18 protein-coding genes are annotated in these 21,472 nt (G+C 43.5%); 5 read left to right on the forward strand and 13 right to left on the reverse strand.

Features of this window, described 5'->3' with window-relative positions; translation table 11 throughout:
* Window positions 1–16: 16 nt before the first annotated feature.
* Window positions 17–817: a lysophospholipid acyltransferase family protein gene (locus AK824_RS02255; protein ID WP_057758444.1), complete on the forward strand. Its 801-nt coding sequence runs from the start codon at window positions 17–19 to the stop codon at window positions 815–817.
* A gap of 173 nt (window positions 818–990) precedes the next feature.
* Here the strand turns inward: AK824_RS02255 and AK824_RS02260 are convergent, their stop codons facing one another.
* The gene (locus AK824_RS02260; RefSeq protein WP_057758445.1) at window positions 991–2,031 is read right to left on the reverse strand and encodes an aldo/keto reductase; all 1,041 of its coding nucleotides are present in this window, start codon (window positions 2,029–2,031) and stop codon (window positions 991–993) included.
* A gap of 101 nt (window positions 2,032–2,132) precedes the next feature.
* Window positions 2,133–2,630, reverse strand: coding sequence for an FKBP-type peptidyl-prolyl cis-trans isomerase (locus AK824_RS02265; RefSeq protein WP_057758447.1), 498 nt, complete (start codon window positions 2,628–2,630; stop codon window positions 2,133–2,135).
* Between the two features lie 183 nt (window positions 2,631–2,813).
* Between AK824_RS02265 and AK824_RS02270 the strand changes: the two genes are divergently transcribed.
* A complete protein-coding gene (locus tag AK824_RS02270; RefSeq protein WP_227511190.1) occupies window positions 2,814–3,482 on the forward strand; it encodes a DUF1294 domain-containing protein in 669 nt (222 codons plus the stop codon).
* A gap of 138 nt (window positions 3,483–3,620) precedes the next feature.
* Here AK824_RS02270 and lspA read toward each other — a convergent pair whose 3' ends face one another.
* From lspA to AK824_RS02290, 4 genes are all read right to left on the reverse strand, one after another.
* Window positions 3,621–4,277, reverse strand: coding sequence for a signal peptidase II (gene lspA, locus AK824_RS02275; RefSeq protein WP_082624546.1), 657 nt, complete (start codon window positions 4,275–4,277; stop codon window positions 3,621–3,623).
* Window positions 4,270–7,131 (reverse strand): isoleucine--tRNA ligase, encoded by a 2,862-nt coding sequence (ileS, locus tag AK824_RS02280; protein WP_057758450.1) that lies wholly within the window; start codon window positions 7,129–7,131, stop codon window positions 4,270–4,272. The genes lspA and ileS overlap by 8 nt, the downstream gene beginning before the upstream one ends.
* A gap of 450 nt (window positions 7,132–7,581) precedes the next feature.
* The gene (locus tag AK824_RS02285; protein WP_057758452.1) at window positions 7,582–8,130 is read right to left on the reverse strand and encodes a protein disulfide oxidoreductase; all 549 of its coding nucleotides are present in this window, start codon (window positions 8,128–8,130) and stop codon (window positions 7,582–7,584) included.
* Window positions 8,131–8,306: 176 nt separating this feature from the next.
* On the reverse strand, window positions 8,307–9,944 hold the full coding sequence (locus tag AK824_RS02290; protein ID WP_057758454.1) for a carbon-nitrogen hydrolase family protein: 1,638 nt from the start codon (window positions 9,942–9,944) through the stop codon (window positions 8,307–8,309).
* 537 nt (window positions 9,945–10,481) lie between these two features.
* Here AK824_RS02290 and AK824_RS02295 point away from each other — a divergent pair.
* Window positions 10,482–11,111, forward strand: a complete 630-nt coding sequence (locus AK824_RS02295; protein WP_057758456.1) for a BLUF domain-containing protein — start codon at window positions 10,482–10,484, stop codon at window positions 11,109–11,111.
* Window positions 11,112–11,202: 91 nt separating this feature from the next.
* On the opposite strand, the gene AK824_RS02300 is transcribed toward AK824_RS02295, so the two are convergent.
* The gene (locus AK824_RS02300; protein WP_057758458.1) at window positions 11,203–12,639 is read right to left on the reverse strand and encodes an FAD-binding oxidoreductase; all 1,437 of its coding nucleotides are present in this window, start codon (window positions 12,637–12,639) and stop codon (window positions 11,203–11,205) included.
* Between the two features lie 336 nt (window positions 12,640–12,975).
* On the opposite strand from AK824_RS02300, the gene serA reads away from it, so the two are divergent.
* A complete protein-coding gene (serA, locus tag AK824_RS02305) occupies window positions 12,976–14,202 on the forward strand; it encodes a phosphoglycerate dehydrogenase (RefSeq protein WP_057758460.1) in 1,227 nt (408 codons plus the stop codon).
* 149 nt (window positions 14,203–14,351) lie between these two features.
* On the opposite strand, the gene AK824_RS02310 is transcribed toward serA, so the two are convergent.
* The 4 genes from AK824_RS02310 to metX form a co-directional block, all read right to left on the reverse strand.
* On the reverse strand, window positions 14,352–15,350 hold the full coding sequence (locus tag AK824_RS02310) for an oxygen-dependent tRNA uridine(34) hydroxylase TrhO (RefSeq protein WP_057762337.1): 999 nt from the start codon (window positions 15,348–15,350) through the stop codon (window positions 14,352–14,354).
* A 304-nt stretch (window positions 15,351–15,654) separates the two neighbouring features.
* Window positions 15,655–16,236, reverse strand: coding sequence for a tetratricopeptide repeat protein (locus tag AK824_RS02315; protein ID WP_057758462.1), 582 nt, complete (start codon window positions 16,234–16,236; stop codon window positions 15,655–15,657).
* A gap of 413 nt (window positions 16,237–16,649) precedes the next feature.
* Window positions 16,650–17,258, reverse strand: a complete 609-nt coding sequence (gene metW / locus AK824_RS02320) for a methionine biosynthesis protein MetW (RefSeq protein WP_057758464.1) — start codon at window positions 17,256–17,258, stop codon at window positions 16,650–16,652.
* Window positions 17,255–18,604 (reverse strand): homoserine O-acetyltransferase MetX, encoded by a 1,350-nt coding sequence (gene metX / locus AK824_RS02325; protein WP_057762339.1) that lies wholly within the window; start codon window positions 18,602–18,604, stop codon window positions 17,255–17,257. The genes metW and metX overlap by 4 nt, the downstream gene beginning before the upstream one ends.
* 489 nt (window positions 18,605–19,093) lie before the next feature.
* Here metX and hemH point away from each other — a divergent pair, with 489 nt between their 5' ends.
* Window positions 19,094–20,113 carry a ferrochelatase gene (gene hemH / locus AK824_RS02330; RefSeq protein ID WP_057758466.1) on the forward strand — a complete coding sequence of 340 codons (1,020 nt, stop codon included), beginning with the start codon at window positions 19,094–19,096 and terminating at the stop codon, window positions 20,111–20,113.
* Window positions 20,114–20,227: 114 nt separating this feature from the next.
* On the opposite strand, the gene AK824_RS02335 is transcribed toward hemH, so the two are convergent.
* On the reverse strand, window positions 20,228–20,602 hold the full coding sequence (locus AK824_RS02335; RefSeq protein WP_057758467.1) for a hypothetical protein: 375 nt from the start codon (window positions 20,600–20,602) through the stop codon (window positions 20,228–20,230).
* 289 nt (window positions 20,603–20,891) lie between these two features.
* Entirely contained in the window at window positions 20,892–21,350 is a 459-nt protein-coding gene (locus tag AK824_RS02340) for a hypothetical protein (RefSeq protein WP_227511191.1), read from the reverse strand.
* Window positions 21,351–21,472 lie beyond the last annotated feature (122 nt).

The following is a 21,472-nucleotide window of genomic DNA, read 5'->3' on the forward strand; positions in this document are numbered from 1 at the left end:
AATCATGAGGGCGAAGATGAGCCAAGCTAAATCAAGCTTTTCACTCAGACGACAGTTGAGCCGAGGCAGACAGGTTGCTGGTATGACCACGACCATGGTCGGCGGCATACGCGCGGCAAAGCGTATCGGTGCATTTAAGCAGCCACCACGCGAAACCCTACCGCGCTATATCCAGACATTCTGCCGCAAGATGGCAGGCTCTTTTGGGGTAAAAGTGGTAGAAGTGGAACCTGTAGAGCAGTTCCATGGCTTGTGGGTATCGAATCATGTGTCATGGATGGATATCCCTGTCGTTGGTACTGTAAGCCCAGCGTTCTTTTTATCCAAGGCTGAAATCGGTGAATGGCCTGTATTTGGCAAACTTGCTCATGCCGCAGGGACGCTTTTCATCGAGCGTGGCTCCGGTGATGCAAGCTCAGTATCGGCGCAGATTGCTGACTTTTTAGCCAAAGGATTTTCGATTATTTTCTTCCCTGAGGCGACCACTACCAGTGGTAAAAAAGTAAAGCGCATTCATGGAACATTGTTGCAAGCAGCCATAGATGCTGATGTGCCTATCAGACCGATCATCATCGCTTATGTCAACAAAGACGGCACATTAAGCGACGCATTGCCATATTATGGTAAGCTTACGATGAAAGAAAGCATGAAAAAAGTGCTCGATAGCAAAAACGTGACCGCTTATGTATTGCCACTCGCGCCTATAGATCCAGAAGGTCGTAACAAAAGCGAGCTGACCAATTTATTGCAAGCACGCATGAACGAAGGATTGGCTGAGCTGCACTCAAGAGTCCTTAGCGCACCAGTTGAAGACTGATTACTTACAGTTGAACTAGTTAGAGTTGAGCTATTGTAGTTAATCTCAGCCAGTTAATAAAAGGGCGCAAATCGAAACGATTTGCGCCCTTTTTTATAGGAGAATTAATAGAGAGAACTTAATATTATTTATTCAGTAGGCTCTATTAACATCCAGTCTCTATAAAATATCAACTATGGCGATGGATTCGGCTGCTGTGTATGCACTGCTTCAATCGCCTCTAATACATCTTCTGTTAGCTCCACATTGACACTGTCGATGTTTGATTTGAGTTGCTCGGTCGTCGTTGCCCCAATAATGTTGCTGGTGACAAAGTGACGAGAGTTTACAAAAGCCAATGACATCTGCGCCATGTCCAAACCTGCATCAGCAGCTATCTTGGCATATTGTTCAGTGGCTGATTTGGCCTGCTCATTTACATAACGACCGAAACGATCATACATGGTCAGACGTGCGCCAGTAGGACGTTTACCATCAAGGTATTTGCCAGACAATACACCAAAACCAAGCGGAGAATACGCAAGTAGACCAACGTTTTCACGATGGGCTATCTCAGCCATACCAACTTCATATAAGCGGTTCAATAGGCTATATGGGTTTTGCACGGTAAGTGGTGGAATTAGGCCATTCTTATCTGCTTCCCATAGATAGCGCATCAGTCCCCACGCGGTATCATTCGATAGACCATAAGCACGAATACGACCTTTTTTGATCTCATCATTTAAGGCCTGAATAGTCTCTAAAAATGGGGTTAAATCGTCTAATGACTGTGCCGCCATCTCTTCATCATAGCCGCGCTGACCAAAGAAATTCGCTTGACGCTCTGGCCAATGCAGCTGATAGATATCAATATAGTCTGTTTGTAGACGTTCCAAATTACCATCGATAGCGCTGCTGATATGCTGTGCGTTAAAGCGCGTTTGTCCATCACGCAAAAAGTTCATTGGTGATATTTTGCTGGCAAGAATGACTTTGTCACGTTGTTTGGTCTTGTTAAACCAAGTGCCCATAAAGCGTTCAGTATCGCCTTGTTTGTCTTTATCTGGTGGTGACGGGTACATCTCGGCGGTATCCCAAAAATTCACACCTTCACTGAGTGCCATGTCCATTTGCTCATGTGCTTCGGACTCAGTATTTTGCTGTCCCCATGTCATCGTGCCTAGACAGATTTTAGATACTTTTTCATCGAGTTGCGGTAACGTTTGATACTGCATATAAGTCTCCCTTTTGATTTTTTTTCATCGATATTAATTTTTATCGTCGCGAGCTTTTATCTTAGTTAATGTCTAACGAGTTTTTGATAGTTTTTAAATGACTACATTAACTTGATGCCTGTGACACCGGGCGGTGTGACTTTAAAGATTTTTACTTTGAATAATACGTCTTGTCCTGCCAGTGGGTGGTTAAAGTCTACTTCGACTTGGTCTTCATCGATGGCGCTAATCGTACCCGGCAGCGTATTTTTGCCTTTGTCTTCGAACTCAACCATCATACCAATTTCTGGATTGTCAGCGACTAGAGCAAACTGAGTACGGCTAAAATGTTGGATGTTTTCAGGATTCCACTCGCCAAAAGCTTGCTCTGGCTCAAGGTGTGCGGTACGAGTGTCACCGGCGCGTAGATTCATTAGTACTTGCTCAAAGCCAGGTAACAAGCTCTCATCACCAATGGTCAAAGACACAGGTGCATCACGATTAAAGGTTGAGTCAATGATGGTGCCGTTCTCTAGTGAAACTTCAAAGTGTAACTTCACAAGGCTACCATGAGCGATACGAGTGTCTTCGTTTGGATTAATAAATTGAGATTGAGTCATAATAAAAAGCCATCGGTTGCTAGAATAAAAGAATAGAAAATAATGCGTTGGATTACAGTTTCTTTAATTGCAGTATTATAGTGTAAGAAATAATAAGCCATCTAAGACCAGATGTAAGCGTCAATAATGTAACGCAGATGGTGTACTATAATTGGCAATTCTAAAAGATATGAGGTGTCGGTAGTGAATAAACAACAAGGCACTGTCAAAAAATGGCAGGACGATAAAGGGTTTGGCTTTATTGAAACTGAAGCAGGCGAGTCTGTCTTCTTTCATATAAGTGAGTTTAAGGCTCAGCGCCGTCCTAATATCGGTGAGGCAGTGGTCTTTAGCATTGGACAGGATGCGGAAGGACGCAAGCGAGCCACGCAAGTACAAGAGCTTGGGTTTGTACAGCAAAAAATGGCACAAAAAAATCAGCAGATCCGTCAGCGCAATCAGAAGCGTAGCCATCAGGCAGAGTTTGAAGCAGGTCAAAAGAAACGTTCGTTTCTTGGACTGGCTTTTTATGGTGTCTTAGCTTTATTAGCAGCGACAGATAAACTAAGCTGGCTAGTGGTAGGCTGGTACGTCGTGCTAGGGATTATTACTTATGGCATGTATGCCAAAGACAAAGCTGCTGCGCAAAGTGGCGACTGGCGTACGCCTGAGTCTACACTGCATATACTAAGCGCGCTTGGCGGTTGGGTAGGCGCGCTATTGGCTCAAACGTATCTGCGTCACAAATCACAAAAACCCGAGTTTCGAGTGACTTATTATTTGACCGTCGTTGTGAATATGGCAGGGTTGCTATTTTTATTAGCAGGTGGTGGGTTAGAGACTGTCACTGATTTACTATCAGAGTTTCTATAAATAATAGCATTCACGATTAGCAGTATTGCTACGTATATGACGAAAGCACTAAAACGATCGATAAAAAAAGGTGGGTTACGACTACGTAACCCACCTTTTTCGTTTATAAATTGCATTAATATCTCTAGCTATAGACGGTTATGACCGTGGCATTTCACGCTTTTTTTCCAAAAATAGCATATCAATGACAATCAATAGTACACCGATAGATATACCGATATCCGCGATATTAAAAATCGGATAATGCCAAACATCAGCATAATGCACATGGATAAAATCAATCACATGACCATGTAATAAGCGGTCGATTAAATTACCAACTGCACCGCCCAATACTAAGGCTAGACCAAAAGATAACAGTGTGGCTTTGCGCGGTGCTTTAATCAGATAGATGATTAGAAATAGCGACATTAGTAACGCCAGTCCTGAAAAAAACCACTTCTGCCAACCGCCAGCATCTGCCAAAAAGCTAAATGCCGCGCCGTAGTTATAAGCCAATGTCCAATTGAGAAATGGCTCAATTACTGGCACTGGATCATGAAAGGTCAGTTTGGTTTCTGCCAGCCACTTGGTCCACTGATCGATAATGACAACAACCAATGCCAATATATACCATACAAAAGCACGACTACCATTGGCCACCAGCTTTGGTGTCTTATTTGTTGACTTGGTCAGGCGACTTCTAGGTGTAGTCGAGCTACCCGTAGTTGCATGAGCAGGCTTAGGCGAATGGTCAACCTTCACCTGCGGCTGCTGGTCATGCTGGCTTTCAGGTGAGTCTGTTGGGTTAGGCATAGTGACGCACCTCGCCATCGCCACTGACATTGGTTACGCAGCGCGCGCATAGCTCAGGGTGTGCGCTATCTGTACCGATGTCATCACGAATGTGCCAGCAGCGTACGCACTTAGTACCAGTAGCCGCGCTAACTTGTACCACTAAATCTACAGCCTCTTCGGTATTGGTATCGGTCGCTTCTGCTATCTGTGTGATGCTATCAGCAGGCGCTTCGCTCATTGGCTTTAGTTCTGCGTTGCTAGTAATGAGTACAAAGCGCAGTTCTTCATCAAGCTTAGCTAGACTTTCATACATAGTACCGTCAGCGTATAGGCTCACATCGGCAGATAAGTTGGCATTGATGATTTTTTCGCCACGTGCAGTTTCGATATGCTTGTTTACCATATCTTTGGCAAGCATAATGCGCTGCCAGTCATCGTTGCTGATAGCACTTAGCTCAAACGCTGGGAACTCATACCATTCCTGAGTGAATACATAGCCACCTTTATCAGCCTCACGTTGGTTCAGTACTTCCCATGCCTCTTGCGCCGTGAATGACAAGATCGGTGTGATCCAGCGAATCAATGCATGAGTGATATGGTAGATAGCCGTCTGCGCAGAGCGACGAGGTTGTCCATCCGCCTGCGTGGTGTACTGACGATCCTTGATAATATCTAGATAGAAGCTACCCAAGTCTTGCGAGCAAAACGCCGTCACGTGCTGAGTGACTTGGTGAAAGTCCATTGCATCGTAAGCGCTAATGATTTGCGCTTGTACGGTTTGTGCGCGCTCAATGATGAATTTATCAAGGCTAACCAATTCATTGATATCAATGCTATCAGTCGCTGGATTGAAGTCATCAGTATTGGCAAGCAAGAAACGCAGGGTATTACGGATACGGCGATACATATCGATCGCACCTTTAAAGACCGTCTTACCCGCGCTCATCTCATAACGATAGTCACTTGAGGCAATCCATAGACGCAGCATATCCGCGCCCGTTTTGTTGATTTCTTCTTGCGGGGTGATGATATTGCCAAGTGACTTACTCATCTTGCGACCGTTTTCATCGACCACAAAACCATGCGTCAATACTTGCTTAAACGGTGGACGCTCATACATCGCTTCTGACGTCAGTAGTGAAGTCTGGAACCAGCCGCGATGCTGGTCAGAGCCTTCTAGATACATATCAGCTGGATTGGTCAATTCATCACGCTGATCAAGTACCGCAAAATGCGTCGTTCCTGAGTCAAACCAAACGTCCAACGTGTCAGTTGCTTTGTCATAGTCAGCGGCTTCACTGCCTAAGAAATCTTCACAGCTAGCATCAAACCACGCTTCTACGCCGCCTTCATTGATTTTTTGTGCTGCGACTTCCATCAGCTCAAGCGTGTTTGGATGCAGCTCGCCTGTTTCTTTATGCGTAAAGAAAGTAATCGGTACGCCCCACGTACGCTGACGTGAGATACACCAATCAGGACGACCCGTCATCATTGATTCGATACGGTTTTGTCCCCACGCTGGGGTCCAGTTGACTGTAGGAATATCAGCAAGCGCGCGAGCACGTAAGCCTTTGGTTTCCATATTGATAAACCACTGAGGCGTAGCACGGAAAATAATTGGCGACTTATGACGCCAGCAATGCGGATAGCTATGCTCAATTTTGGTATGGCTGATTAAGTGGCCATTGTCATGTAGTGCAGCGATGATTTTTGGATTTGCTTTATAGATGTGCTCGCCGGCAAATACAGCAGCGCTATCTAAATAAACGCCAGTACCGCTTACTGGGTTTTCTACTGGTAAGTTGTATTTTAGACCAACGATATAATCGTCTAGACCGTGACCAGGTGCAGTATGTACCAGACCAGTACCACTATCAGTAGTCACATGATCGCCCAAGATGAGCAGTACTTGACGGTCTTCAATCAGTGGATGCTGGGCATGTAAGCCTTCAAGCTCGCTGCCTGATACAGTTGCTAGGATGCCGTTATTTTCTAGTTTAAGTTCGTTCAACGCAGTTTCGACAAGATCCGCTGCGAGTAACAGATTGCCTTTTTCAGTAGCGACCACGCTATAGTTATGCTCTGGATGTACTGAGATAGCTTGGTTGGCAGGTAGTGTCCATGGCGTAGTTGTCCAAATAACAGCAGCGATGTTATCTGCGATATCTGCCAATGCGGTCACTTTGTCCGTACCGAGCACATCAAAGCTGACATAGATCGCGTCAGAGACTTTGTCTTGATATTCTACTTCTGCTTCTGCTAGGGCAGAGCTACAGTCCAAGCACCAGTTAACTGGCTTCATACCGCGAGTCACATGACCATTGTCATAGATCTTGGCAAGCGCACGCACGATGTTGGCTTCTTGATGGAAGTTCATGGTCAGATAAGGATTGTCCCAATCACCAAACACGCCTAAACGCTTGAAGTCTGCTTTTTGCAATTCAATCTGAGTACTCGCATATTCGCGGCATAGACCACGAAATTCGGTAGCAGACACTTTTTGACCCACTTTACCAACCTTAGCTTCGACTTTTTGTTCGATTGGCAGACCATGACAATCCCAACCAGGGACATAAGGCGCATCAAATCCCGACAAGGTTTTTGATTTTACAATAATGTCTTTTAGTACTTTATTGACCGCGTGACCCAAGTGAATCTGACCGTTGGCGTATGGAGGGCCATCGTGCAAAATATACTTGGTTGCACCAGCACGCGCCTGACGAATTTTACCGTACACGTCATCTGCTTCCCAAGCAGCAAGCCAATCTGGCTCGCGTTTGGCAAGGTTTGCGCGCATCGCGAATGGCGTATCCGCAAGGTTCAGCGTGTCTTTGTAATCTTGGCTTGGTGTGTCAGTGCTTTTATCAGTCATAGAAGGTATCTTTTTAAAAGGTAGGTTTGTGTGTCGGTTCAAAACCGGATACAAGGCTCGATGTTCAATGTAGTTCAATATAGTACTGAGGGTCACGCGGTGTTGATAATGCTTAATTACTAATAGTAGGTATATTGCTCATCATAGTCGGTTTATCAACCATCATGTCAATAAATACCCATTGTCGCTCATTAGTCGGTAAATAGTTACGTCAATAATAAATGGTAACGAGACGATTGCAACATAAAATATGCTAGTAAAAATAATTCAAAAAAATATTTAGATCGGCAGCTATTATATGACAAAAAGGGTAGGGTAAAAAGAGCTGTGCGAGGTCGACCCAATTTTGTCCAATATCAATTGTTTATCTGTGTTGTATATCCTCAGCACGGACGTAGCTATAATCTCCTTACATAATGATTTATTGAAACATAAAGTACGATTCAAGTGCTAAAAAACAGATGCTAACCATAAGCGCAGTTTCAATGACCATAAAGGCTGAATCCCTGTTAGTCCTTGTGTCATCTCGCCATTCTCTAATACCACATAGGACGGTGTGACTTGTCCTTGCCAATCTGCAAAGATATTGCCTTGTTGATCATTTATGGTGGTGAAATCAAACCGATGTTGATCGAGGTAGCTGCGTAGCTCTTGATTTGAGCCTGACTGTACGGCAACAGTGACCACGGGATAATTATCTGCTGCTAACTTATTAATGGTGGGTGAGGTAAAGCTGCAGACTGAACACCACGTACCCCAAAAGTATACCAGCGTAGGCCGCTCATGACTCATCGCTGCCAAGTCGATAGTTCGCCCTTGATAATCGGTCAGTTGTAACTGAGGATTGGCAGGCATGATAGGCTGTCGCCACCAATTGACCACGCTATAGATCACGATAAACATGAGACCGTATAACATTATCGTTTTAAGTATCGAAAATATCTTCGGCTTCGGCTTCTTCTTTGGCTTTACTTCTTTTTGCTCAATATCAGTCGTCATGACATCCGCTTTTTAGTTTACAAGTTATTTTCAGATGATGGCTTATCGTCACTGCTTATTTTATCGTGATTGCCTATATGACCACTGCACTAAGAGTAGACAGTAGATAAAAATAAACGGCTGAAAATCAGCCGTATTATTTGTAAAGTCTACTATAAGTGTGCGACGTCAACCTATTATGGCTTTTGGGCTCGGTTTTGTAATGGATCACCAATAAGCACGCTGCCTGAATTCTCACGGCGTTCTGCATCACTTAACTTGCTCGCTGGCACTTTGGCTTTGCGCTTCCACTTTAAGCTGAACAAATCATCACGGCGGTCGATTAAGTTATGTACTGAGCCTTCATGACGAACGTGAGTCAGCTTGTCCAAGTTTACATCAGAGAAGAATACCATCTCAGTGTTGGCAGTGGTTTCTGCCATGATTGCATCATGAGGGAACGCAAAGTCTGACGGTGAAAAAATCGACGATTGAGCGTACTGAATATCCAAACTCTCAACTTGCGGTAAGTTGCCCACTGAACCACAAATCATCACATAGCATTCGTTTTCGATAGCACGGGCTTGTGCGCAGTGGCGGACACGTAGATAGCCGTTTTTGGTATCAGTCCAGAAGGGCACAAACAAGATATCCATGTCATCAAGTGCCATCAGACGTGCAAGCTCAGGGAACTCAACATCGTAGCAGACCAAGATACCGATACGACCCGCATCTGTGTCGAATACTTTGACTTCATCGCCACCTTCGATTACCCAAGCGCTGCGCTCATGGGGAGTAATATGAATTTTGCGTTGCTCTTCAACTGTACCATCACGGCGGCACAGATAGCTGACGTTGTATAAGGTATCGTCTTCGTCCAGTAACGGCATCGAACCGGTAATGACGTTGACGTTATAACTGACGGCTAAATGCGAGATTTCATTTTTGAACCACTCGGTATAACCCGCCAAAAATCGAATGGCAATATTTTGATCGGTTTCTTCACATAGACCCATCAATGGCGCATTGAAAAACTCAGGTAAACAAGCAAAGTCTGAGTTGTAGTCAGCCATGATATCGACAAAGAACTCAACCTGTTGTAGTAATTCTTCAGGTGATTCGACTTCACGCATTTGCCACTGAATACCACCAATACGTACTTCAGACTTGCGAGTATTAGGCTTATAGTCTTTGGGCTCATAATAGATATTTGCCCACTCAAGCAAGGTAGCAAAGCCTTTTGATTGCTTATCATCTGGCAGATAAGCGGTCAAAATACGTTTAACGATAAAGCCATTAGACAACTGGAACGACAAAGCTGAATCGTGAATCTCACGGCTTTCAACGGCATCAATATATTCGCCTGGAGTCAGATCTTTATGGTTATGATAGTTAGGTATGCGTCCGCCAGCTAAGATAGCGCGGAAGTTTAACTGTCGGCACAGCTCTTTACGTGCGTCATACAGACGACGACCGAGGCGGTAGCCGCGATAATCAGGGTCGATGAGCGCATCCAAACCGTAAATGGCATCACCTTCTGGATTGTCTCTGATGATTTCTTTTTGTCCAATTAAATCATCATAGGTATGCGGGTTTGAAAACTTGGCATAGTCAACGCGCATGGAGAGCACGATACCAATCAGCTGATCATGATCAAACAAGGCAATCTGACCTTCCGGAAAAGCGTCAATCAAAGTATGAATGGTTGTCTTTGACCAAGCGCCACCCAAGTTTACATAGACACGATCCATCAATGCTTTTAATTGTGGATAATCTTTTTTCTTAATCTCAGCAATCGTGAGGTGAAAATCATCTAATTTTTCCATCTTACTCATAAGTTTCCTGTTTTAAATAGCTATTGAATGTAGTGGTATCACATAATGGTGTCATGGCACATTGATGTACCGATTTTTGTGCAAAAAAGTAATAAAAACATTCCAATAGGAAGATATTGTCGTTACAATAATTTATTGCCGTATTTACAATAGGTTATGTTGATATCTTAGACTGTTTTACTCATTATGTTTGGTGCTTGTTTCGACTAACGTAGAGGGCTAAAGGATAGCAAACGCCGCATTCTATATCACTCTATACCTATAGGGTTTGTAAACATCGATAAGCGCACAACTCTGCATTATCATTGTACCTGCGACTTTCTTGCTATTTATTATTTCAATATAGAATCTAAATAATATCTATCAGCACCTTTTGTTTTGCTTGTTATCATAGCAAGCTGTAATGGTAATAACAGTCTCACGTAGTAAATATTTGCTACGTTTTTGTGAGTCAATTTTTTGTTTCAACTCAGGCATAGTATTGTGTTGCTTGTTTCGTTTAGCCGTATCTCATCGGCTTCTTAGGATTATTTTATTATGCCTTTAAATCATACCAATAGAATCATGAAGTGGGATGACATAGATGACTCCGCTTTGGTTCAGTTGGTTTATGTCAGTACGCTGACTCTTGGCTCGCGTCTAAGCACCTCTATCTTTGATGAAGTAGAAGGTCATGCACGTAACTACAATCAGCAGCATAACATCACAGGCACGCTATGCTACGGTAATGGTCACTTCCTGCAATGTATTGAAGGCAAAAAGTCAGACGTATTTAATCTGCAAGAGCGAATCTTCGTCGATAGTCGTCATAAAAATGTAGAAGTGTTGCTATTACAAGTCATCAATCATCGCAGCTTTGCCGACTGGCGTATGCGCTTGCTGTTTTTAGAGCGTTGGTTGTGGTCGCCCGCGACCAAAACACAGGCCGTACAATTATCTCCGTTTTTACCATTTGCGCCGCACGGCTGGTCGTCTGATCGGACTGAACAGTTTTTGCAAATCATTAAAACTTTCGATAGTCCACCCCATATTAAGGCGGCAGGTATTACTTATAATGCATTGGGTAATATGTTGCGTCATATCGCGGCACCGCATCAGGCATTTCTGATTATTCAAGGGTTTTTGAGCATATTACTGGTCGTTGCGCTGATACTGTTGTATTTATAAATCGTAGTTTTTGCGAATTATAAAGTAATAAAAAAGACGCTAGCCTCTCGGGTTAGCGTCTTTTTATTTGAGATAACTGTTGAACATCTAATCACATATCAAAAATCTTACCACGGTTCATGATATTGTTTGGATCAAAGACTTTTTTGATGTCTCGTAAGTAATTGATTTCAGTCTCACTGCGGCTATAGTGTAAGTACGGCTTCTTCGTCATACCAACCCCATGCTCAGCAGATACTGAACCGCCATATTTCTGCACTGTCTCAAACACATATTTATTGACGACCTGACACTCAGCAAAGAAATCATCTTTGCTCATGTTTTCAGGTTTTAATATATTCAGATGCAAATTACCATCACCGATATGACCGAACCAACAGACTTCAAAATCTGGATAATTAGTGCTTACAATACTATCAATCTCTTCGATAAAGGTCGGTACGTGACTTATTAGCACCGAGACATCGTTTTTATAAGGGGTAAATACTGAGATGGTCTCTGAGATATACTCACGTAGCTTCCACAGCTCTTCAGCCTGTGTGAGATTTTGACTCATCACCCCATCGACGACCCAACCTTGCTCCATACAATGCTCAAATATGGCCATGGCTTTGTCCATGATTGGCTCATAAGGCGCTTCAAACTCTAATAGCGTATAGAACTTGGTACGTGATTCAAAGGGTTCTTGTACTTGACCATGTGCCATCAGCTTATCAATGGCTACATCGTCAAAGAACTCAAATGCCGTCAAATCAATCTGTGCTTGAAAGGCAGAGAGTACGTTCATGACGTCATTAAAGCTGTCCATGCCAAGCACCATGACGTTTAAATCTTGTGGCTGACGCTCAAGTTTGATTTGCGCATGAGTGACAAGGCCAAGCGTACCTTCACTACCGATGAATAGTTGGCGCAGGTCATAACCGGTGGCGTTCTTTACCATGCCGCGATTGAGATGCAAGATATCGCCTTTACCCGTGACGACAGTTAGCCCCATGATCCATTGACGAGTCATGCCATAGCGAATGACTTTGATACCACCAGCATTGGTGCCAATGTTGCCACCGATTTGACTAGAGCCTGCTGAGGCAAAGTCGACAGGGTAGTATAGGTCTTTTGATTCAGCGAATTCTTGCAACTGTTGGGTGACCACACCGGCTTCGACTTCAACTATTCGATCGGCAGGATAGAACTGTCCGATCTGGTTCATTTTATCCATGCTAATGACTATCTCGCCATTAGCAGCCACGGCACCAGCAGATAAACCAGTACGACCACCACTTGGGGTGAGGACGACGTTGTGCTCATTGGCAAGGAGTACGATAGTCTGTACTTGTTCAGTGGTCTTTGGAAAGACGATGGCAGCAGCAGCAGGGGCAAAGTGCTTGGTCCAGTCTTTACCCCAATGCTCTAGACTTTCAGCATCGGTTTTGATTTGGGTCGGGTCGAAGTCATGGTTATCAGTGAGCGTGCTCAAGATGGTTTGCACGGCATTGGTTTCGGATGTGTTCTGAGCGGTAGTTGGCGTCATGGTCAAATCTCAATATTGGCGTAAGCACGATGCTGGGACTGCTTATTATATAGCGAAATAAATATAAATTCAGTGGTGAGTCAGCTCGTAGAAGTAATAAGTGGGTGATAATTTTTACCTATAAGAAGAGGTAAGTAATAAATAATTGATTCGAGCGGTTTCAAACAGAATAATTCACTATAGCATAAAAATTTTTCAGGCTTGATAACCAATAATTCATCTAATCTGCTAACATCGACCTCAAATTTTGTGTAAGATATCGGGACTGTTTTCGTTTCATCCATCATAGATTATCCAACAGGTAATCTTATAAAACAATTATAGGACAGTTCTCATATGGCGTTATCACTACAAAAAGACAAAATCCGGTTTTTATTGCTTGAAGGTCTACATGACAATGCCCTAAAAGTATTGGAAGGAGCTGGTTACCACAACATCGAGAATATCAGTCACGCCTTAGATCAAGACGAGCTGATTGAAAAGATCAAAGATGCTCACTTTATCGGTATTCGTTCACGCACTCAGCTGACGCGTGAAGTACTTGAGCACGCACACAAGCTTATCGGCATTGGTTGCTTTTGTATTGGTACCAACCAAGTAGATCTAGACGCCGCTCGTGATCTTGGTATCCCTGTCTTTAACGCGCCATTCTCGAACACTCGTTCGGTAGCTGAGCTAGTATTGGCAGAAGCCATTATGCTGTACCGCGGTATTCCTGAAAAAAATGCAACTGTACATCGCGGCGGCTGGGGCAAGTCTGCGACCAACTCACACGAAGTGCGCGGCAAGACTATCGGTATCGTCGGTTATGGCTCTATCGGCTCGCAGCTGTCTGTTTTGGCAGAAAGCTTCGGTATGAAAGTCATTTATCATGATGCTGTGACCAAATTGCCACTAGGTAACGCGGTACAAGTTGGTAGCTTAGAAGAGCTATTATCAACGGCTGATATCGTGACATTGCATGTACCTGATGTACCAAGCACTCGCTATATGATGAAAGCTGAGCAGTTCGCTCAGATGAAAGAAGGCAGCTACTTTATCAATGCGGCTCGCGGTACGTGTGTTGAGATTGATGATCTAGCGGATGCGCTTGAGTCTGGTAAAATCTTGGGCGCAGCTATCGATGTGTTCCCGAAAGAGCCAAAATCAGCTGACGAAGAGTTTGAGTCACCACTACGTAAGTTTGACAATGTGATTTTGACGCCGCATATCGGTGGTTCAACACAAGAAGCACAGGCCAATATCGGACTAGAAGTAGCAGATAAGTTTGTTAGATACTCTGACCAAGGTGATACGGCGACGGCTGTGAACTTCCCAGAAGTTTCTATTCCGTTCAAAGAAAACTCGCATCGTCTACTACACATTCACAAAAACGTGCCAGGCGTACTGTCTCAGATTAACCGCCTATTTGCTGAAGCTGGCATCAACATCCTAGCACAGAGCCTGATGACAGAAGGTGATGTTGGTTATCTAGTGATGGATGTCGATTACAATGATTCGACCGCTGCACTAGACCAATTAAAAGATGTAGAAGAGACTATCCGCGTACGTATCTTATTTTAATATAGTCAATCCGCTTTCAAATTGGATTAACTATATCGGTGCTATTAGTTTTGATACGCATTGAAGATTTGTCATAAAAAAAGAGAGGTTCTATTGATTAGAGCCTCTCTTTTTTGTTTCACTTCTTTTTTATTGTACTAATGCTAAGTTTAGTTGGCTTTGGCGTTATTTGCAGCTTCCGCTTGTAAACGAGCTTCCGTCTTAGCGGCTTTACGTTTTTCGATTACATCCATTACATCACTACCGATATGGGCTTCGCCACGCTTCTTGGCTAGCTGCATTTGGTGCTCACGCTCACGGAAACGGGCTTTTTGCTCGTCGGTCGCTTTGTCGATACAGTGTGGGCATGACTCGCCTTTGATATAGGCGGGGCTTTGCATCTCCTCAGCGGTGATCGGCATACGGCAAGCAAAACACTGCTCGTAGCTGCCTTTTTCTAAGTTGTGATTGACCGAAACTCGATTATCAAAAACAAAGCAATCGCCTTGCCACATAGAGTCACTGGCAGGGACTTCTTCAAGGTATTTTAGGATGCCGCCTTCTAGATGATAGACCTCTTCAAACCCTTGCTCGCGTAAATAGGCAGTCGACTTCTCGCAGCGAATACCACCCGTACAGAACATTGCAACTTTTTTATGCTTGGTTGGATCTAGCTCTTTTGAGACGTATTCTGGAAACTCACGGAAAGTTTCAGTGTTTGGGTTGACTGCATTTTGGAAGGTGCCGATTTGCACTTCATAATCGTTACGCGTATCGATCAAGGTGACTTCAGGATCTGAAATTAACGCATTCCACTCGCTTGGTTTTACATAACGACCAACCGATTCCAATGGATCGATATTCTCTACACCCATAGTAACGATTTCTTTTTTCAGCTTCACCTTAGTGCGATAAAAAGGCTGTGCATCAGTATAGGACTCTTTGAAGGTAAACGTACCAATCGCCTCAATACTACGCAGGTAGTCAAGAACAGTATCGATACCTTGACGCGTACCAGAAATCGTACCGTTAATGCCTTCGCTTGCAAGTAACAACGTGCCTTTTACATCGTTATCGAGCATAGTGTTTAGGATAGGCTCACGATATTGCTCAAAATTAGCAAAGCGCGTGAACTTATATAGTGCGGCAACGACGATATTATTAGTCACACTATCGTATACAGGGGCTGAATTGTTGTCAGTTATCGCGGTTTCTTTGATATTACTATCTTGAGAGGTGCTCATGTCTTTCTCCTGCTGGCTAGGTCGCAAACCTAGTGCGTTGGTAATAAAAAAATAGATAAGTATATAACATTATCTCAATTGTGGAATTGATTAATGCGCGCGTAGTGTAGCAAATTTTGGTAGTGTTTTGAATAGTTTGTATTACTTGGCTTGCTGCTATAAAAAACAAAAAAGCCCAGTAAAATACTGAGCTTTTTTCATATTCAATTCGTAATACGAAAACTAGATATTACTTACTCTGGAACCAAGTATCCGCTTTGCTACGAGCACTGGCGATATCATCACTTGATAGGTTCAATGCCAACTGACCAATTTTACCGCGCGCTTTGTTACGGACTTTTTCATCTAGCATGCCATCACGGGCAGCCAAGTCATACCATTTATAGGCATCGACCAGATTTTTTTGCTTTTCATCCAATAGTGCAAGCGTGTAACTGGCACGGTTATCGCCACGCATTGCAGCTTTTTCTAACCAAAGACGGGCTTGTTGCAAGTTAGGCTGTACACCTTCGCCGCGCAAATACATGATGGCAAGATTCAGCTGAGCAGGGGCAACGCCTTGCTGAGCCGCTTTTGTATACCACTGGATTGCTTGTTGGGTATTTTGCGCAATACCTTCACCTTTTTGTAAGCGCTTGGCCAGATAGAACTGAGCGTGATCGTTACCTTGGGCGGCACGACTAGACAACTCGCTCACAGGCATAAGTTCAAAACGAGAGGTATCAAGCGGTACGTTTGATATTAACTCAGCATTGGCTAAACCAGCACAAGAAAATAATGCAGTAAACAACGCAGCTTTTAATAATTTCATAGCAGCTCCAAAATTAGGCAGTTAATAAGCAAAAAAAATTGTACCGCTAAACATTGTCTCGCTAAAGACAGTCAGACGGCGATAACAATTAGGTGGAATCTTGCGATATGAACTTACCTAATCATTAGCAAAAGTGGGTTGTCATCTCTAGAACAGAGATTTCACCCTAACTGATTAGACAAACGGTCGTAATAGTGGGGCGGCTGACAATATTTTGCTAGCTTAACACCCAAACTTACGAAACTCAAATACTAATTACAAGGTCTCATAGACGTTTGTACTTGATTGTCCCTAACAAAATCAGACAGTTACTAAAAACTTATATTAAGTTAACAATCTATTAAGGTTAATGCCAGTACGTACAGCACTGTTTAGCAGTCTATAAAATATAAAGATAGCTGATGATTTATCGGTTATTTCTTGGTCACTCGGTAGATAGCGACGTCTGCTAATAAATTAGGTGCTTGCCTAATTAACGCCTTCATCAAAGGTGTATGACCTTTTTCAGAATCACTAACCGCAAAACGATTAATAATATGAATATCATGCTGCGCACATAACAGCTCAAAATCTTTGAAAGTACATAGGTGAATGTTTGGCGTGTTGTACCATTCGTAAGGCAGCGCTTCAGAGACAGGCATCATACCTTTAAGCCCTAAATGAATGCGGTTTTGCCAATGCGCAAAGTTAGGGAAGGTAATGACTGCTTCACGAGCGACTCTCAGCATATCAAGCAACAACTCGTCAGGTGCTTTTACTGCTTGTAGGGCACGTGCCATGACGACCGTATCAAAGCTGTTATCAGCAAAGCGCGCTAGACCATCGTTCAGGTCCTGCTCGACAATTGACAAGCCATTACCAATCGCCTCATTGATTTTGTCTTCATCAATCTCTAGTCCGTAACCTGTCACGCCTAGTTTCTGTTGTAAGTGGGCAAGCAGCTCGCCATTACCACAACCTAAGTCCAGTACATGTGCTTGTGGCGCAATCCAGCGCTCTGCCAGTTGATGATCCATTCTCATGAGCGCTCTCCTGTGACTGGGCGGCTAGGGGTGATAAATGGCGCAGTCAAAAATCCTTTAACCGCACCCATGTAGCGAGGAATATCAAACAAGAAAGAATCATGTCCGTGCGGCGCGTCAATATTGATATAACTGACTGGTTTGCCAGTGGCCATCAGTGCATCGACAATCTCTTGCGAGCGCTCAGGTGCAAAACGCCAGTCAGTGGTAAATGATACGACCAGATACTGGCATTGTGTATGGGCAAAGGCCGCTTTGAGCGCAGAAAGCTCTTGCTGACGATCAGACTCAATATCTTCAATCGTCGCTACTGCATCTTCTAGCTCATTCTGTGCATTGGCTTTGCTAGACTCGACTGAGGCCGCGATTGAGTCTTCTATTTGCACTGTCGACTCTGTAGTATCTTTTGCTACCGTTGATGGATAGTCGCGTATTGGATAGTCGCGCGTCGGATCAAAGTAATCTAAGGCTTTGGTCATGAGCAGATAGGTATTGGCATCGAAGTTTTCACTAAAGCGCTCGCCTTGATAGCGTAGGTAGCTTTCGACCTGAAACTCGACATCGTAGCCGTACATAAATTTGCCAGATTTTAAATCACGACCAAATTTTGCTTTCATCGCGTCATCAGTTAAATAGGTAATATGTCCAACCATACGCGCTAATATTAGTCCGCGGCGAGGGTAAGTGCCTTCTTGTATATAGCGACCATCTTTAAAGTCAGGATCGGATAATATAGATTGGCGCGCTACTTCGTTAAAGGCGATATTTTGAGCAGATAGCTTTGGCGTACTGGCGATAACCACACAGCGCTTTAATCGCTCTGGATAATCAACAGACCATTGTAGCGCTTGCATACCGCCCATTGAGCCGCCGACAATGGCGTGCCAAACGTCAATGCCTAGACGATCTGAGAGCATTGCTTGGGTTTTTACCCAGTCTTTAATCGTGATCAGCGGGAAATCAGGGCCATACACTTGTGGCTCATTGCTACTATTTGCATCAAGGCTGTCCGAACCAACGCTATCAGGGTTAATAGTGGTAGGCCCTGTTGAACCAAAACAGCTGCCGATATTATTGACACATACTACATAGAACTGATTGGTATCAATCGCTTTATTAGGGCCAATCATATTGTCCCACCAGCCTGCTTTTTTGTCATCAGCGCTATGGAAGCCAGCTGCATGATGATTGCCCGATAACGCGTGGCAAATCAGAATTGCATTTGATTTGTCGCTATTGAGCGTACCGTAAGTCTCTACCATCAAGTCAAACGAGGGTAGGGTACGGTTGCATTCTAACGTTAAGGGCTCAGCAAAATGAAAATTCTGAGGCGTAACGATACCCACAGACCCTACAGCACTGTCAGTATTGGCTGAGCTATTAGGGTGAGGTTGTGAATTAGGATGCTGTTCACTGGTATTATCAGAGCGTGCGTTCAAAGCTACCTCGCAAGACTACAATCATCAATAAAATAAAAGCAAAATGGCACGTTGTTAACAGGCTATTTTACCTACACGGTTTTTATAAACTGGGCCTGCCTATTGTATGGTGATGCGCGTTGGAGTACAACCGTCGAGCGCGGCTTTCGAGCGTATCGATCATAGTTTGTATGTAAAATTCGCCATAGGCAAATAATGAACAAGTCGCTAGCATCAAGTAATCAAGAGTTAATAAATAGCAACTGCGTATCAAATTGTATAGGGGCGCTTTTAGCCCGCGCCATTAATGGATAAAATGCTACACTAATAAGGTGTTCATTCAACTGTGTCTTAACAGTATCGTCTCTTATTATTTTGACCTCACCCTTAATAACTTACTGCTAATAAAGTGCTGCTATGAAACCTAAATTGCCCCCACGTATTGCCGTTTTGTTAGTGAATCTTGGTACACCAGATGAGCCAACGGCACCTGCCGTACGTCGCTACCTCAAACAGTTTTTGTCAGACCCACGAGTGATTGAGATTCCCAAATTCCTATGGGCTATTATTCTGAATCTATTTGTCTTGCCAAGTCGTCCTAAGCGCGTAGCAAAGGCTTACGCCAGTATCTGGGAAGGTGACTCACCGATTCGTAAAATACTAAAAAGCCAAGTTGAGCTATTAGAACCACGTTTGGCTAATAGTGTGGCACCATTTCGTGTCTCTGTGCATCCTGCGATGAGCTATGGTAATCCTGGTTTGCCTGACGTCATGGATGCGCTACGTGGTGAGGGGGTTGATCACTTTGTTATACTGCCATTGTTTCCGCAGTACTCTGCCTCTTCAGGCGGTGCGGTATATGATGCGCTGACGAAGTGGACGCTCAAGCAACGCAATTTGCCAAATTATACGATTGTCAAAGACTACTTTGCCCATCCGCTATATATTCAAGCATTGGCCAACTCTATTCGCCGTTTTCAAGAGAAGCATGGCAAGCCTGAAAAATTGATGTTTAGTTTTCATGGTATTCCGCAGCCTTATGCTGATAAAGGCGATCCTTATCCTAAACGTTGTAAATGTACCGCTGCGCAAGTGGCACATGAACTTGGCCTGAACGATGACGAATGGATTATCAGTTTTCAGTCACGCTTTGGTAAGCAGGAGTGGGTCAAGCCATATACCGATGTGGTGTTGGAAGATTGGGGTCAGTCAGGTGTGCGCTCGGTACAGGTGATCAGTCCAGCGTTTTCAGCAGATTGTCTAGAAACATTAGAGGAGCTAGCCATTGAAAACCGTGACAACTTCCTTAATGCTGGCGGGCAAGAGTATCATTATATTCCTGCATTAAACCTTGATGAGACACATATTGAATTGCTTGAAGCGTTGAGCTTGCCTCTAGTAAAAGGTTGGGCTGGCACGTTAGGGGGCTGGGTTTAGACAATCGAGAGTCGCTGTTTCAGTAAGTTGAATAGTAAAACCAAAAAAGCACGCTTAATATAGTTAAGCGTGCTTTTTTGGTTTAGAGAGGTAGATCAACAATCGTATTAAGTTCTAAAAATCATCATCGTTGCTACGTTCGGCCGCTTCTCTATCCACAATATCCATCGCATCTGGATAATCGCTGTCATCAAGGTTGTCTTGAACCAAAATCTCATCGACACGAGACTCATCGATATTTTGACGATGCGCAGGTGTTAGTCCTTGGGTCGCATCACTACCGACTTCTGAATTGTTGAATCCCGCACTATTATCAATCACATCATCGTTATCAATAGTATGCAGCATAGGATTGTCCAAATCGACCAATTGGTTGTCTTGTTCATCCTGATTGGTGTTATCTAAGTTATCGACGCTGTCATTATTGTCACGACGATTACCGTCAATATGATCCATCTTTTCTGGTAGTGGGTTTTTTGAGTTTTCCATGAATAATTCCTTATTGTAGTTATTAGATGTCGCCATCATTAAAAATAAAAATATCGCGCTGACTTGTTAAAGTCATCGCTCATTGCAATGTAAATAATATGCTTCTCAGTTTGTACGCTTATTCAACTTTTCACTAGTAGTAAGGTGTGACAGGATGTTCAAAAAATGTAAGACGATAATTAGAACATAAAACGGCTACTCAAAATGAGTAGCCGTAATTATTTATAAAATTTGTGCTAAATCTTTGTAAGATAGCAAAGTCGCTACATAAGAAATAAAACTTATAGTGTTAATTATTGGCGTGGTCGAACTTGTAATTTAACTTCTGTACTAGACATGACTGATAGTCAGCCAGTTTAAATCGCCATAAATAGGTCAAGGCAATACCATAAATGGCAGTTTCAGCCAGCTCTTCGACAATTTCACCAAATGTATGTGGGAACATAATAGCGTTCTCGCCCATGTACTGAATGATAGCCAGTACAGTAACGCTAAGATAGAGTGAAACTGGCACGTTTTTTAGCACTGCCCATAGGTAATGCCTTGAGTAGACCAGCAAACCAAGCGCGACGAGATAAATAACGGTAAGGACGCTGTCCTCCCACCAGTCATAAGACTGACCAAGCATCAAAAAATCGCTTGGAACCAGTAAGTCTGGTAGATAGTTCAACTCTCGACGAATGACAGCGACAAATATAAGTACTGCTGCTAGCCAAAAAGCCTTAATTTGTTTGACATGACTTTTCATAACATATTGTGAACTGCGCAATAGGCATATTATCAAAAGTATAATGCCAGGGATTTCGATGATGCCATCTGAACTCAAGATAAATGACTCCTGCGTATCAAAAAGAATGTGTTAAAAACAAA

Source organism: Psychrobacter sp. P11G3, assembly GCF_001435845.1.
Taxonomy (GTDB): Bacteria; Pseudomonadota; Gammaproteobacteria; order Pseudomonadales; family Moraxellaceae; genus Psychrobacter.

What these genes read in the sequence shown, in the direction of transcription:
- AK824_RS02315 (WP_057758462.1), bottom strand. Translation starts at nt 16,236, where the DNA reads ATGAAATTATTAAAAGCTGCGTTGTTTACTGCATTATTTTCTTGTGCT.
- ileS (WP_057758450.1), bottom strand. Translation starts at nt 7,131, where the DNA reads ATGACTGATAAAAGCACTGACACACCAAGCCAAGATTACAAAGACACG.
- AK824_RS02340 (WP_227511191.1), bottom strand. Translation starts at nt 21,350, where the DNA reads ATGAAAAGTCATGTCAAACAAATTAAGGCTTTTTGGCTAGCAGCAGTA.
- AK824_RS02265 (WP_057758447.1), bottom strand. Translation starts at nt 2,630, where the DNA reads ATGACTCAATCTCAATTTATTAATCCAAACGAAGACACTCGTATCGCT.
- AK824_RS02295 (WP_057758456.1), top strand. Translation starts at nt 10,482, where the DNA reads ATGCCTTTAAATCATACCAATAGAATCATGAAGTGGGATGACATAGAT.
- serA (WP_057758460.1), top strand. Translation starts at nt 12,976, where the DNA reads ATGGCGTTATCACTACAAAAAGACAAAATCCGGTTTTTATTGCTTGAA.
- hemH (WP_057758466.1), top strand. Translation starts at nt 19,094, where the DNA reads ATGAAACCTAAATTGCCCCCACGTATTGCCGTTTTGTTAGTGAATCTT.
- lspA (WP_082624546.1), bottom strand. Translation starts at nt 4,277, where the DNA reads ATGCCTAACCCAACAGACTCACCTGAAAGCCAGCATGACCAGCAGCCG.
- AK824_RS02255 (WP_057758444.1), top strand. Translation starts at nt 17, where the DNA reads ATGAGCCAAGCTAAATCAAGCTTTTCACTCAGACGACAGTTGAGCCGA.
- AK824_RS02335 (WP_057758467.1), bottom strand. Translation starts at nt 20,602, where the DNA reads ATGGAAAACTCAAAAAACCCACTACCAGAAAAGATGGATCATATTGAC.
- metW (WP_057758464.1), bottom strand. Translation starts at nt 17,258, where the DNA reads ATGAGAATGGATCATCAACTGGCAGAGCGCTGGATTGCGCCACAAGCA.
- AK824_RS02290 (WP_057758454.1), bottom strand. Translation starts at nt 9,944, where the DNA reads ATGAGTAAGATGGAAAAATTAGATGATTTTCACCTCACGATTGCTGAG.
- AK824_RS02260 (WP_057758445.1), bottom strand. Translation starts at nt 2,031, where the DNA reads ATGCAGTATCAAACGTTACCGCAACTCGATGAAAAAGTATCTAAAATC.
- AK824_RS02285 (WP_057758452.1), bottom strand. Translation starts at nt 8,130, where the DNA reads ATGACGACTGATATTGAGCAAAAAGAAGTAAAGCCAAAGAAGAAGCCG.
- AK824_RS02300 (WP_057758458.1), bottom strand. Translation starts at nt 12,639, where the DNA reads ATGACGCCAACTACCGCTCAGAACACATCCGAAACCAATGCCGTGCAA.